At 70.8% G+C, this 13,506-nt stretch carries 10 protein-coding genes; 2 read left to right on the top strand and 8 right to left on the bottom strand.

The window, feature by feature from the left end; genetic code table 11:
- Window positions 1-70: 70 nt before the first annotated feature.
- Together HNR25_RS17170 and HNR25_RS17165 are read left to right on the top strand one after the other, a co-directional pair.
- Window positions 71-1,771, top strand: coding sequence for a BCCT family transporter (locus HNR25_RS17170; RefSeq protein ID WP_376767546.1), 1,701 nt, complete (start codon window positions 71-73; stop codon window positions 1,769-1,771).
- A 22-nt stretch (window positions 1,772-1,793) separates the two neighbouring features.
- Window positions 1,794-2,270 carry an Hsp20/alpha crystallin family protein gene (locus HNR25_RS17165; RefSeq protein ID WP_184636714.1) on the top strand — a complete coding sequence of 159 codons (477 nt, stop codon included), beginning with the start codon at window positions 1,794-1,796 and terminating at the stop codon, window positions 2,268-2,270.
- A gap of 119 nt (window positions 2,271-2,389) precedes the next feature.
- On the opposite strand, the gene HNR25_RS17160 is transcribed toward HNR25_RS17165, so the two are convergent.
- From HNR25_RS17160 to infB, 8 genes are all read right to left on the bottom strand, one after another.
- Window positions 2,390-3,724: a M16 family metallopeptidase gene (locus tag HNR25_RS17160; protein ID WP_184636712.1), complete on the bottom strand. Its 1,335-nt coding sequence runs from the start codon at window positions 3,722-3,724 to the stop codon at window positions 2,390-2,392.
- Between the two features lie 156 nt (window positions 3,725-3,880).
- Window positions 3,881-6,193 carry a polyribonucleotide nucleotidyltransferase gene (locus HNR25_RS17155; RefSeq protein WP_184636710.1) on the bottom strand — a complete coding sequence of 771 codons (2,313 nt, stop codon included), beginning with the start codon at window positions 6,191-6,193 and terminating at the stop codon, window positions 3,881-3,883.
- A gap of 392 nt (window positions 6,194-6,585) precedes the next feature.
- Window positions 6,586-6,855: a 30S ribosomal protein S15 gene (gene rpsO / locus HNR25_RS17150; RefSeq protein ID WP_184636708.1), complete on the bottom strand. Its 270-nt coding sequence runs from the start codon at window positions 6,853-6,855 to the stop codon at window positions 6,586-6,588.
- Between the two features lie 295 nt (window positions 6,856-7,150).
- Window positions 7,151-8,101: a bifunctional riboflavin kinase/FAD synthetase gene (locus HNR25_RS17145; RefSeq protein WP_184636706.1), complete on the bottom strand. Its 951-nt coding sequence runs from the start codon at window positions 8,099-8,101 to the stop codon at window positions 7,151-7,153.
- 223 nt (window positions 8,102-8,324) lie between these two features.
- Window positions 8,325-9,212, bottom strand: coding sequence for a tRNA pseudouridine(55) synthase TruB (gene truB / locus HNR25_RS17140; protein WP_184636704.1), 888 nt, complete (start codon window positions 9,210-9,212; stop codon window positions 8,325-8,327).
- A 107-nt stretch (window positions 9,213-9,319) separates the two neighbouring features.
- Window positions 9,320-9,760 carry a 30S ribosome-binding factor RbfA gene (rbfA, locus tag HNR25_RS17135; RefSeq protein WP_184636702.1) on the bottom strand — a complete coding sequence of 147 codons (441 nt, stop codon included), beginning with the start codon at window positions 9,758-9,760 and terminating at the stop codon, window positions 9,320-9,322.
- 5 nt (window positions 9,761-9,765) lie between these two features.
- Window positions 9,766-10,062, bottom strand: coding sequence for a DUF503 domain-containing protein (locus HNR25_RS17130; protein WP_184636700.1), 297 nt, complete (start codon window positions 10,060-10,062; stop codon window positions 9,766-9,768).
- Between the two features lie 166 nt (window positions 10,063-10,228).
- Window positions 10,229-13,369: a translation initiation factor IF-2 gene (gene infB, locus HNR25_RS17125; RefSeq protein WP_184636698.1), complete on the bottom strand. Its 3,141-nt coding sequence runs from the start codon at window positions 13,367-13,369 to the stop codon at window positions 10,229-10,231.
- Window positions 13,370-13,506: the final 137 nt, after the last annotated feature.

Raw genomic sequence — 13,506 nt, 5'->3', positions numbered from 1 at the left:
ACGGTACCTGCGCCGGGACTCCCGGTCCGGACCTCGGGAAGGAGTTGTCATCTCTCGATTCAGGTCCTACATACAAGAACACACGAACCCACCGGTCTTCTTCATCTCAGGCGCCGTCATCCTGGCTTTCCTGATCTGGGGCGCCCTGTTCACCGGTGGGCTCGCCACAGTCGCCGGCAACGCCCTCACGTGGATCACCACGTACTTCGGCTGGTTCTACATTATTACGGCGACCTTCTTCCTGGTCTTCGTCCTCTGGCTGATGTTCAGCCGGTTCGGCAACATCCGCCTGGGCCCTGACTCGTCGCGGCCGGAGTTCGGAACCACCGCCTGGTTCGCCATGCTGTTCACCGCCGGTATGGGTATCGGCCTGGTGTTCTACGGCGTCAGCGAGCCGGCGGGCTACAACGCCGGCGGCGGCCCCAACCCCGACGAGGTCACGCCCAATACGCCGGAGTCCGCCTCCGAGGCGATGAACTTCACGCTGTTCCACTGGGGCGTGCACCCGTGGGCCATCTACATCGTGCTCGGCTTGGCTCTGGGCTACTTCTGCTTCCGCAAGGGCCTGCCGATGCGGCCGGCCTCGGCGCTGTACCCGCTGATCGGCAACCGCATCTACGGCTGGCTCGGCAACCTGGTCGACATCCTGGCCGTGTTCGGCACCCTGTTCGGCCTCGCCACATCCCTGGGCCTCGGCTCCCGGCAGGTCAACGCCGGCCTGAGCGAACTGTTCGGTCTCCCCAACGTCTGGTGGGTGCAGGCCCTCATCGTCGCGGCGATCACCAGCGTCGCGGTGCTCAGTGTGATGCTGGGCATCGACAAAGGCATCCGCCGCCTGTCGGTGATCAACCTCTGGCTGGCCGTCACCCTGATGGTCGCGGTGTTCCTGTTCGGACCGCGGCTGTACATCCTCACGGGCATGGCCGACTTCGCCGGCTACTACATCCAGCACCTGCCGCAGACCAGTCTGCACGTCGCCGATCCGGCGACCGACCCGAACGGCTTCGAGTTCCAGCAGGCCTGGACCCTGTTCTACTGGGGCTGGTGGATCGCCTGGTCGCCGTTCGTGGGCATGTTCATCGCGCGCATCTCCTACGGGCGCACCATCCGCCAGTTCATCACCGGCACCCTGTTCGCCCCGGTCGGCGCCTCCATCGTGTGGTTCAGCGTCTTCGGCGGCGCCGCGCTGTACTACGACAACGTGCGCGACACCGGCATCGCCGACGTGTCGTCGGACCTGGCGATGTACGAACTTCTGGGCAACCTGCCCATGCCCGATATCCTCGCCGGGCTGCTGTCGGTCCTGACCATCGTCGTCGTCGTGCTGTTCTTCGCGACATCGTCCGACTCGGGATCGCTGGTCATCGACATGCTGACCAACGGCGGCGACCCGCACCCCATCAAGCTGCAACGGTTCTTCTGGGCCGTCACCGAGGGCCTGGTGACCATCGTGCTGATCGCGGCTGGAGCCGGCATGGCCGCAGGCGATACCGACCCGCTGAACGCACTGCGATCGGCCTCGCTGATCACCGGCCTGCCGTTCGCCGTCGTCCTCATCATCATCTGCTTCGGCATCCTCAAGGCGTTGCGGACCGAGGACGTGCGGGTACAGGTCCCCGGGACGACTCCTCCCTCCCGCGGAGGCGAATCGAAGGTGCACGTGGCCCCTCCCGGGGACGTGGACCGCTCCAAGGCCCAATCGGGCTCCACGTCGGCTTCGGGCACCGTGGACAATTCGGGCCCGTCGGACAGCAGTGACAGCGGCGCTTGAGATTCAGTGAGGAATGACGGGCATGCCGACCAAGAAGAAGTGGAACAATCCGTTCCGCGGCGTCATCGACATGATGAGCGAGATGAACCGCATCTCCGACACCATGTCGAACCTGGAGACCAGCTCCGCGACGGCCACGCCGCGCGGGCACTCCGACGCCTGGAGCCCTCCCACCGACATCTTCGCCAAGGGCGAGGACCTCTACATCCGGTGCGACCTGCCGGGGATCCTCGCCGAGAACCTGGAGGTGTCGTTCTCCCACGGCACGCTGACCATCGCCGGTGAGCGCATGCGGGACGACTCGGAGATCATCTACTACGCCTCGGAGCGCTACCTGGGGACCTTCCGCCGGGAGATCACCCTGCCCACGGGCGTCGACGACGACGAGATCGAGGCCACCTTCGACGAAGGCCTCCTCACGGTCCGCGTGAAGGGTGCGGCCGATGCCGAAGGGCCGCGCACCATCCAGGTGACGAGCCAGAAGAAGCAGCAGCGCTAGCCGCCGCTTCCGCTCCGCGCACCAGCGCCCAGGCGCCCGGCCGATCCGTTCGGCCGGGCGCCTTCGTGTACGCCCGGCGGTGCCGCGCGGCGCCGCGCGGCACCGCCGGCGGCGGCTCCCTAGAAGGCCCGCCCCTGCTCGTAGGGGCCGATGACCGCGAGCATCTCCGGGCGGTTCAGGACGTCGGCGGCCGCCTCGGCCACGTCCTCCTCCGTCACCGCGTCGAACAGCGCCAGGTCGTCGTCGAGCGAGAAGTGCCGCGGGTAGTCGAGCTCGTGGACCGTCAGCCGGCCCATACGCGAGTTGCTGCCCTCGCTGCCCAGCACCCAGGAACCCTTGATCTGGCCCTTGGCGCGCTCCAGCTCCTCGCCGCCGATCCCGGTGGCGGCCGCCTTGGCCAGCTCCTCGCGGCACACGCCCAGCACCTCGTCGATCTTGTCGGGCAGGCAGCCCGCATAGATCTGGAACGCGCCGGTTTCGGCGTAGGAGCTGTGGAACGCCTGCACCGCGTAGGCCAGCCCGCGCTTCTCGCGTACCTCCTGGAACAGCCGGGAGGACATCCCCCCGCCCAGCGCCGAGCCCAGGACCCGCAGCGCGTACCAGCGCTCGTCGGTGCGCGCCAGCCCTTCGCGGCCCAGTATGAGGTGCGCCTGCTCGGTGTCGCGGCCGACCAGGGTGGTACCGGTGTAGGCGCGCACCGGATCGCCGCCGACGCGGGGGCGCGCGGGGCGTGCGTCGCCCGCGGCCGCCGACTGGCGGGCGAAAAGGGCCTCGACCTGGGCGACGACGGCGTCGTGGTCCAGGTTTCCGGCCGCGGCGACGACCAGCTCACCGGGAACGTAGGCGCTGCGGTACTGCTCCATGATGCGGTCGCGGGTCAGGGCGCCGATGGTGTCGTTGGTGCCGAGGATGGGCCGGCCCAGTGCGGAATCGGCGAAGACGTGCTCGGCGAAGACGTCGTCGATGAGGTCGGCCGGCTCGTCCTCGTTCATGGCGATCTCTTCGAGGATGACCCCGCGCTCGGTCTCGACCTCGCCGGCGTCCAGCACCGAATCGGCCACCATGTCGCCCACCACGTCCACCGCGAGCGGCAGGTCCCGGTCCAGGACCTTGGCGTAGTAGCAGGTGTGCTCTTTGCCGGTGTAGGCGTTGTGGTCGGCTCCCACACTGTCCAGCAGCGCCGAGATCGCCATCGCGTCGCGCTTGCGGGTGCCTTTGAACAGCAGATGCTCCAGGAAATGGGCGGAGCCGGCGTGATCGCGGTCCTCGTCGCGCGAGCCGGTCGTGGCCGAGATCCCGAAGGCCGCCGAACGGAGGCCGGGCATCGCCTCGGTCACCACCCGCAGCCCGCCGGGCAGGACCGTCCGCCGCACCAGGCCGGAACCGGTACCCGGCTCCATCACGGTGACGGTGCTGCCGGGCTCCTGCTCGGCGGCGATGGGCACAGAGCTCATACTCGGGTTCGCCTTCCTCGTCGGGTGGCGTTCGTGTGGTCGTGCGGTCGGCGGCGGCAGCGCACGGATCCTCCGTACACGACCGCACAGGGGGCCGCAAAGACGCGGGGCGGCCGCACCGTCAGGTGCGACCGCCCCGTCGGTCATGAACAGCGGTCAGGTGTTCTCACCGCTGCTGCTGCGGGTACGGCGGCGCCGCCGCGTGCCGCCGCCGGAGGAGTCGGTCTCGCCGTCCTCCTCGGCCTGGGCACCCGACTCGGAGTCGGTCCCGGAGCCGTCGGCGGAGGCGGAGGCGGAGTCGGCCTCGACCACCTCGACGGGCACCAGCGAGAGCTTGCCGCGGTCGTCGATCTCGCGGATCTCGACCTGGATCTTCTCGCCGATGCTGACGACGTCCTCCAGGTTCTCGATCCGCTGGCCGCCGTGCAGCTTGCGGATCTGCGAGATGTGCAGGAGGCCGTCCTTGCCCGGCAGGAGCGACACGAACGCGCCGAAGGCGGTCGTCTTGACGACGGTGCCCAGGTAGCGGTCGCCGACCTCGGGCATGGTCGGGTTGGCGATGCCGTTGATCGTGTCGCGCGCCGCCTCGGCCGACGGGCCGTCGGTGGCGCCGATGTAGATCGTGCCGTCGTCCTCGACCGTGATGTCGGCGCCGGTGTCCTCCTGGATCGTGTTGATCATCTTGCCCTTGGGGCCGATGACCTCACCGATCTTGTCGACGGGGACCTTCACGGTCAGCACGCGCGGCGCGTTGGGGCTCATGTCGGCCGGACGCTCGATGGCCTCCTGCATGACCTCCAGGATGGCCAGCCGCGCGCCGCGTGCCTGCTGCAGCGCCTGGGACAGCTGCGACGCCGGGATGCCGTCGAGCTTGGTGTCCAACTGCAGTGCGGTGATCAGCTCGCGCGTGCCGGCGACCTTGAAGTCCATGTCGCCGTACGCGTCCTCGGCACCGAGGATGTCGGTCAGCGTGACGTACTCGTCGCCGTCGCTGACCAGGCCCATCGCGATGCCCGAGACCATCTCCTTCAGCGGCACCCCGGCCTGCATCAGCGACATGGTCGAGGCGCAGACCGACCCCATGGACGTCGACCCGTTGGAGCTGATCGCCTCCGACACCTGCCGGATGGCGTAAGGGAAATCCTCCCGCGACGGCAGCACCGGCAGGATCGCCCGCTCGGCGAGCGCGCCGTGCCCGATCTCGCGCCGCTTGGGCGAACCCACCCGGCCGGTCTCGCCGGTCGAGTAGGGCGGGAAGTTGTAGTTGTGCATGTAGCGCTTGGTGCGATCCGGGTTCAGCGTGTCGATGAACTGCTCCATGCGCAGCATGTTCAGCGTCGTCACGCCCAGGATCTGGGTCTCGCCGCGCTCGAACAGCGCCGAGCCGTGCACGCGCGGCACCACGCCGATCTCGGAGCTGAGCTGGCGGATGTCCTTGGGGCCGCGGCCGTCGATGCGGACCTTGTCGCGGATCACGCGCTCACGCATGAGCTGCTTGGTCAGCGATCGGAACGCCGCGCCGATCTCCTTCTCGCGGCCCTCGTAGTCCTCGCCGAGCTTCTCGGCGGCCAGCGCCTTGACGCGCTCCAGCTCGTCTTCGCGCTCCTGCTTGTCGGCGACGGTCAGCGCCTGGGTCAGCTGCTCGCGCGCCGCGGAGTCGACCGCGTTGTAGACGTCGTCCTCGTAGTCGAGGAAGATCGGGAACTCGCCGGTCTCCTTGGCGGCCTGATCGGCCAGCGCCTGCTGGGCCCGGCACACCACCTTGATGAACGGCTTGGCGGCCTCCAGGCCTTCGGCGACCGTCTGCTCGTTGGGGCCCACGGCGCCGTCGTCCACCAGCTGGAGCGTGTGCGGTGTGGACTCGGCTTCGACCATCATGATGGCGACGTCGCCGTCGTCGAGGACGCGGCCCGCCACCACCATGTCGAAGGTGGCCTCCTGCAACTCGGTGTGGGTCGGGAACGCCACCCACTGGCCACGGATCAGCGCCACCCGCACGCCGCCGACCGGGCCCGAGAAGGGCAGGCCGGCGAGCTGGGTGGACATCGACGCGGCGTTGATGGCGACCACGTCGTAGAGGTGCTCGGGGTCGAGCGCCATAACGGTCTCGACGACCTGGATCTCATTGCGCAGGCCGTGCTTGAACGACGGACGCAGCGGGCGGTCGATCAGCCGGCAGGTCAGGATCGCGTCCTCGGACGGGCGCCCTTCGCGGCGGAAGAACGAGCCGGGGATGCGGCCCGCGGCGTACATGCGCTCCTCGACGTCGACCGTCAGCGGGAAGAAGTCCAGGTTCTCCTTCGGACGCTTGGACGCCGACGTCGCCGAAAGCAGCATCGTTTCACCGTCGAGGTAGACGACGGCAGAGCCGGCGGCCTGCCCCGCCATGCGTCCGGTCTCGAAGCGGATGGTCCGGGAGCCGAAGGTGCCGTTGTCGATCACAGCTTCGGCGGAATACGCGCCCTCCATGGGCGTCCTCCTCATAAGGGTTACGGCTGTTCGGTCGTCCCGCGTTCGCAGCCCCGGAGGATTCGTCGAGAGTCGCTGCCGCCCGGCGGCGCGGGCAGAGCGAAGCCTGCCGGCGCAGCGGGACCGCCAGCGGCCGGCCATCGATCGAAGCCTGCGGCTCGCCCGGTAACGGGAAGGCCGCAGACCACTACCGAGGACCGGCCTCGACGCGGCAGCCGAGGTCGGGAGCGCGAGAGCACTCTGCCACGAGCCGTGCGGTTCGGATGCGGTTGTGGACTGCGTCATGCGACGCATCGTCCATTCGGACGATACCCGCTGGCCAGGGGTCTGGCCGATAGGTCCACACTACTAAGAAGGGGAGTGGCCGAGGCCACTCCCCGATCCCTGCGTCGTCAGCGGCGCAGGCCCAGCCGCTGGATAAGGCGGCGGTAGCGGTTGATGTCGTGCTTCGCGATGTACTTGAGCAGGCGCCGGCGCCGGCCGACCATCAGCAGCAGCCCGCGGCGGCTGTGGTGGTCCTGCTTGTGGGTCTTCAGGTGCTCGGTCAACTCCGTGATGCGGTGCGTCAGCAGCGCGACCTGGACATCAGGGGAACCGGTGTCGCCTTCCTTCGTGCCGAAGTCGGCGATGATCTGCTGCTTGGTGGCGGTGTCGGTCGACACGTCGCTCCTTCTCGCGTTCTCGGTACGCAGACGTCAGGGACCCCGGGCGCGAAACGGCCGATCCGGTCGCAGGCCGGTCGGAAATCGCGCACGGGCCGGTGACCACGCGTACGAACAGTCACCGTCAGCGGCCCGGGATCGCCCGCGCGAACTCAGCGGGCGCCGCATCCGGCCGCTAGCCCGGAAAAGGATCCGGACATGCGCATGCGATCTTGCCGCTCCAGTCTATAGCACCGCGCGGCTCCCGATGACATGCGCCGACCGGCGCCCCGACGGGGGCGCCGCGGGCCAGCGGTCAGTTCGCGGCGGTCAGCCCGCGGGCCGTGTCGACGTCGCGCGCCATCGCCTCCCGCAGCTCCTCGACACTGTCGAAGCGCAGCTGCCCCCGGATGCGGTGGGTGAAGTCGATGGCGGCGCGCCGACCGTAGAGGGCGAGGTCGTCGCGGTCGAGCGCGTAGGCCTCGACGGTGCGCGCCGCCCCTTCGAACGTGGGATTGGTGCCCACCGAGATCGCCGCGGGCCAGGACGGTGCGGCGTCCGCACCGGAGTCGCCCAGCAGCATGCGCCCGGCGTAGACGCCGTCGGCGGGCACCGCCGTCGCGGGCGGGCAGTCCAGGTTGGCCGTGGGAAAGCCCAGCAGTTCGCGGCCGCGCGCCGCGCCGTGCACCACCATGCCCTCGACGCGGTGCGGGCGGCCCAGTTCCCGGCCGGCCCCCTCCACGTCGCCGGCCTCCAGGCAGGCACGGATGCGCGTGGAGCTCACGGTGTCGCCCCCGGTCACCAACTCCAGGCCCTGGGCCGTGAAACCGTACTCCTCCCCCAGGCGGCGCAGCGTTTCCACAGTGCCGCCGGCCCTGTACCCGAAGCGGAAGTCCTCGCCCACGACCACGGCCGCCGCCCCCAGCGTCTCGACCAGCACCCGGCGCACGAAGTCCTCGGCGCTGAGCCGCGACAGCTCGGAGGTGAACGGCACCACGCACACGGCGTCGGCTCCGCACTCGGCCAGCAGTTCGGCCCTGCGCGGCTCGGGGGTCAGCACCGCGGGCGGGTCGCCGCCGCGCACGACCGAATCGGGGTGCGGATCGAAGGTGACGACCACGACCGGCAGCTCCGCGGCGCGGGCGCGCTCCACAGCGGCGCGCATGATGGCCTGGTGCCCGCGGTGCACGCCGTCGAAGACGCCGACGGTCACGACGGACCGGCCCCAGTCGCGAGGCACCTCCTCCAGACCGTGCCAAGACCGCACGTCCAACAGCTCCCCTCCGGTACGTGGCCGCGTCCGCCGACCAGCTTCGCACGGCACCGGCGGGCACCGTGCGCGGCGGGCCGCCGTGTCCGGTCCTGCGGGCGCTCGGCGCCGTCGGGCCGGAGGCCCGGCCCGGCTGCGTCCGGCCCAACCGTACCGTCCGGTAGGAAGCGGCCGACGGCGGCCGTCCCGCCGAGAACCCGAGCGGGCGCCCGGCGGCTTCTCAGGCCGCTTCGAATACCACGATGGGTTTGGCGTGGTCGGCGCGGTCCTCGGCGAGGGCCACGACCGCGCCGTCGGGCGCGAACAGCCCGACCGGGCCGGGGCCGAGTTCGCCGCGGGAGATGCGGTTGCCGTGGGCGATCCTGCGGACCTCCTCGGCGTTGAGCAGCCGCACCGGGAACGCCGCCGCCACCGCCTGGGCCAGCGGTACCGCGGTGAACTCCTCGGCCAGCTGCTCCAGGGTGCGGGCCTGGTCCGCGCCGTAGGGCCCCACCCGGGTGCGGCGCAGCGCCGTGAGGTGGCCGCCCACGCCCAGCGCGGCGCCCAGGTCGCGGGCCAAGGCGCGGATATAGGTGCCGCTGGAGCAGGAGACGCGGGCGTCGACGTCGACGAAGGCCCCGTCGGCGTCGTCGACGCGGCGGATCCCGTCCACCGCGAACTCCGCGACCGTCACCTCGCGGGCGGACAGCTCGACGCTCTTTCCTTCACGCGCGGACTTGTAGGCGCGCTTTCCGTCCACCTTGATCGCGCTGACCTGCGGCGGTACTTGGCTGATGGTGCCGGTGAGCGCGGCGGCGCCGGCCCGCACGGCCTCCTCGGCGATCCCGGAGGCGTCGGTGCGCTCGCCGGGCCGGCCTTCGGCGTCGTCGGTGTCGGTGGCCAGTCCCAGGCGCAGTGTGGCGGTGTAGGCCTTCTCGGCGAGGGTGAGGTGCCCCAGCAGTTTGGTCCCCTTGCCGATGCCGAGCACGAGCACGCCGGTGGCCATGGGGTCGAGCGTGCCGGCGTGGCCGACTTTGCGGGTGCCGGCGAGTCTGCGCGTGCGGGCGACCACGTCGTGGGAGGTCCAGTCGGCCGGCTTGTCGACGATCGCGACACCGCTGTCGGTCATGGAGCTGAGGCTTCCTCGTCGGCACGGGACGCCGCCGCCGGCCGGGCGGACGGGGCCGCGCCGACAGCGGAGGCGTCGGGTCGGATGGGGCGCGCGACTGCCCGGGGTCAGTCTTCCTCGTCCTCGGGCTGGCGCGGTGTCTTGTAGGGATCGGGATCGCCGGCCGGGGCGGCTCCGGAGGCGGCGCGGGCCACCTCGGCGTCGGAGCGGCGGGCCTCATCCAGCAGCGACTCGATGTGTGCGGCGTTGCGCTGCACGTCGTCGCTCTTGAACGTCAGGCTGGGCGTATGGCGCAGCCCGGTCTGGCGGCCGACCTCGGTGCGGATGATGCCTTTGGCGCTGTCCAGGGCGGCGGCGGTACCGGCCTTCTCGTCGTCGGTGCCGAACACCGTGTAGTACACCGTGGCATCGCGCAGGTCGTTGGTCAGCCGCGCGTCGGTCACGGTGACGAAGCCCAGGCGCGGGTCCTTGACCCGGCGCTCCAGCATCTCCGCCACGATCCGCTGGATACGGTCGGCGAGTTTGCGCGCTCGTGCGGCGTCAACCATCGTGTCTAGTCTTCCTCTGGGCTGAAGAGCCGCTGCCTCGCGGAGAGCAGCTCGACCTCGGGGCGCTCCGCGACGAGCTGCTCGCAAGTCTGGAGCAGGTGCGAACAGTGGGCGGCGGTTGCGGCCACGACGGCCACACCGATCTCGGACCTGCGGTACAGGTCCTGGTCGCCGGTTTCGGCGACCGACGCGGAGCACGCGCGCTGCAGCTCGGCCACGATAGGCCGCACTGCCGAGCGCTTCTGCTTCAGGGAACGCACGTCACCGAGCAGGATGTCCAGCGTCAAAGCCCCGACGAACATGCGCTCACCCCGTGTGCCGCGCGCCGCGGATCGCGATTCAGATGTCATGTGGCGGCCGCATCACGGAGCGGCCGGGCCGTTCGCGACGGTGGTACCGGCGGGGCGGCCCGCCGCCGGCCCCGGCCCGAACGGCCGGGGCGGCGGCGGGGCGCACCCGTGGGTGCGGTCACTCCCGCGGCTTCTCGCGCATCTCGTAGGTCTCGATCGTGTCACCCACGCGGACGTCGTTGTAGCCGACGCCGATGCCGCACTCGTAGCCCTCGCGGACCTCGGTGGCATCGTCCTTGAACCGCTTGAGCGACTCGACGTTGAGGTTCTCGGAGATGACGATCCCCTCGCGGATGATCCGCGCCTTCGTGTTGCGGCGGATCGTGCCGCCGCGGACGATCGAACCGGCGATGTTGCCGATCTTGGGGACCTTGAAGACCTCGCGGATCTCGGCGGAGCCGAGCTGGGCCTCCTCGTAGATGGGCTTGAGGAGCCCCTTGACCGCGGCCTCGATCTCGTCGATCGCCTGGTAGATGACCGAGTAGTAGCGGATGTCGACGCCCATACGGTCGGCGAGCTGGCTGTTCTTGCCCTCCGGCCGGACGTTGAACCCGACGATGATCGCACCCGCGGACGCGGCCAGGTTGATGTCGTTCTGCGTGATCGCACCGACACCGCGGCCGATGACGCGGATGTCGACTTCCTCGCCGCCGGCGTCGATCTTGGACAGCGACTCCTCAAGCGCTTCGACCGACCCGGACATGTCGCCCTTGACGATCAGCAGCAGCTCGTTGCGCTCGCCCTCGGCCAGCGCGTCCTTCCAGGTGTCGATGGTGACCCGGCGGGTGGACCGGCTCTGCTGGGCGAAGCGCTCGCGCGCCTCGCGCTGCTGGGCGATCTGGCGGGCCACCCGGTCGTCCTTGACGACCAGGAAGCTGTCGCCGGCGCTGGGCACGTTGGTCAGACCCAGCACCTGCACCGGACGCGAAGGCTCGGCGCTCTTCACGTTGGCGCCGTGCTCGTCCAGCATCGCCCGCACGCGGCCGTAGGCGTCGCCGCAGACGATCGAGTCGCCGACGTTCAGCGTGCCGCGCTGCACCAGGACCGTCGCCATGGAGCCGCGGCCGCGGTCGAGGTAGGCCTCGATCGCCAGCCCCTGGGCTTCCATGTCGGGGTTGGCCCGCAGGTCCAGCGCCGCATCGGAGGTCAGCACGACCGCTTCGAGCAGCGCGTCCAGGTTCTCGCCGCGAAGCGCGGAGATCTCCACGCACTGCACGTCGCCGCCGAGTTCTTCGGCCACGACGCCGTACTCGGTCAGCTGGGCGCGCACCCGCTGCGAGTCGGCCCCCTGGACGTCGACCTTGTTGATCGCGACCACGATCGGGACCTCGGCCGCCTTGGCGTGGTCGATGGCCTCGGCCGTCTGCGGCTTGACGCCGTCGTCGGCCGCGACCACGAGCACGGCGATGTCGGTTGCCTGGGCACCGCGCGCACGCATGGCGGTGAAGGCCTCGTGGCCCGGGGTGTCGATGAAGGTGATCTTGCGATCCTCTTCGTCGACCTCGGTGGAGACCTGGTAGGCGCCGATGTGCTGGGTGATGCCGCCGGCCTCGCCGCCGACCACGTTGGTGCTGCGGACGGTGTCGAGCAGCTTCGTCTTGCCGTGGTCGACGTGGCCCATGACGGTGACCACGGGCGGGCGCGGGCGCCGGTCGGATTCGGTCCCGACGTCGCCGAACCCGATGGAGAAGGACTCCAGGAGCTCGCGGTCCTCGTCTTCGGGGCTGACGACCTCGACGGTGTAGCGCAGCTCGTCACCGATGAGCTGCAGCACCTCGTCGCTCAGCGACTGCGTGGCCGTGACCATTTCGCCCAGGTGCATCAGCACCTGCACCAGCGACGCCGGGTTGACACCGATCTTGTCGCCGAAGTCGGCCAGGGACGCCCCGCGCGACAGCCGGATGCTCTGCCCGTTGCCGCTGGGGATCTTCACGCCGCCGAAGGACGGCGCCTGCATGTCGTTGAACTCTTGGCGACGCTGCTTCTTGGACTTGCGCTGGCGTCCCGGACGGCCGCCGGGGCGTCCGAAGGCGCCTGCCGTTCCGCCGCCGCGGCCGCGACCGGCACCGGGCCGGCCGCCGAAGCCGCCGGGACGGCCGCCGCCGCCACCGCTGCCGGGACGCGCGCCCGTGCCGGTACCGGCGGGGGCGCCGCTGCGACCGCGGCCTCCGCCGCCGCCTGCGGCACCGCCGCCGGGACGGCCGCCTCCGCCGCCGCGGCCGCCGGAAGGCGCCGGACGCGACGAGGGCATGTTCATCGGGCTGGGGCGCGGACCGGACGGGCGGACGTTGGCCGGCGTGGGCCGGGGGCCGCCGCCGCTGGGCGGGCCCGGACGCGGCGCACCGCCGCGGTCACCGCCGCCGGAACGCGTGCCGGCACCCTGGCCGCCCTGGCCCTGGCCACCTTGGCCCTGGCCGCCTTGACCGCCCTGGCCGCCCTGGCCGCCTTGGCCCTGGCCGCCTTGACCGCCCTGGCCGCCTTGGCCCTGGCCGCCGCCCTGCTTGTCCGAACGCGGGCCGGGACGCGGCGCGGGCTTGGAGCCCATGCCGGTGGCGGTCGAGGCGAACGGGTTGTTGCCGGGGCGCGGGCCGGACTGGCGCGGTCCCGGACGCGGGGCCTTGCCGCCGTCGGACGAGGACCCGGGGCGGTCGCTCTTGTCCGAGCGGCCACCAGGCTTTTCGTTCTTGTCGGATTTGGACTGCTGCCCCTGGCGCGGGCCGGGCTTGGGGCCCGGCTTGGGCGCGTTTCCCTTGGGCGGGCCGGAACCGGCGCCTGCACCGGGGCGCGGGCCGGGCTGCGGCGCCTGCTGGCCGGTGCTCTCGGCCTGGCCGGTGCCCGCGGTCTCGGTCTCGGCCGCGCTCGCAGGCTCGCCCGCGGTGGCGGTCTCGCCCGCGCTCGCGGACGGAACGGGGCTCGCGGGCTCCTGGCGCGGGCCGGGCTTGGGGCCCGGCTTGGGCGCCGCGGGACGCGCGGCAGGAGCGGAATCCGTCTCGGCCGCCGCGTTCGCGGGGGCCTGCGGACGCGCCTCGCTCTCGCCGCCGCCGGCCTTCTCCTGCCCGGATTCCTGCTTGGGGCTCGATTCGCCGGAACCGGAACCGGAACCGTTGTTGAAAGCTTCCTTGAGACGACGAACGACGGGCGCCTCGATGGTCGATGACGCCGACCGGACGAATTCACCCATCTCGTTGAGCTTGGCCAGAACAGCCTTGCTCTCGACTCCGAACTCCTTGGCGAGTTCGTATACCCGGACCTTGGCCACTGCTCTCCTCTACTCGGTCCGGGACATGGGCTTGTTCCGGACCGTCGCTAGCTTGACGTACTCATCGCTGCGTACTCATCGAGCGCTCATCGCAATCTCGACCCGCTTCCTCGTCGTTACACAACAATGGGTCGGCC

It is taken from the genome of Streptomonospora salina (assembly GCF_014204715.1).
GTDB classification, from domain to species: domain Bacteria; phylum Actinomycetota; class Actinomycetes; order Streptosporangiales; family Streptosporangiaceae; genus Streptomonospora; species Streptomonospora salina.
This window is presented reverse-complemented; position numbering and strand designations above follow the sequence as displayed.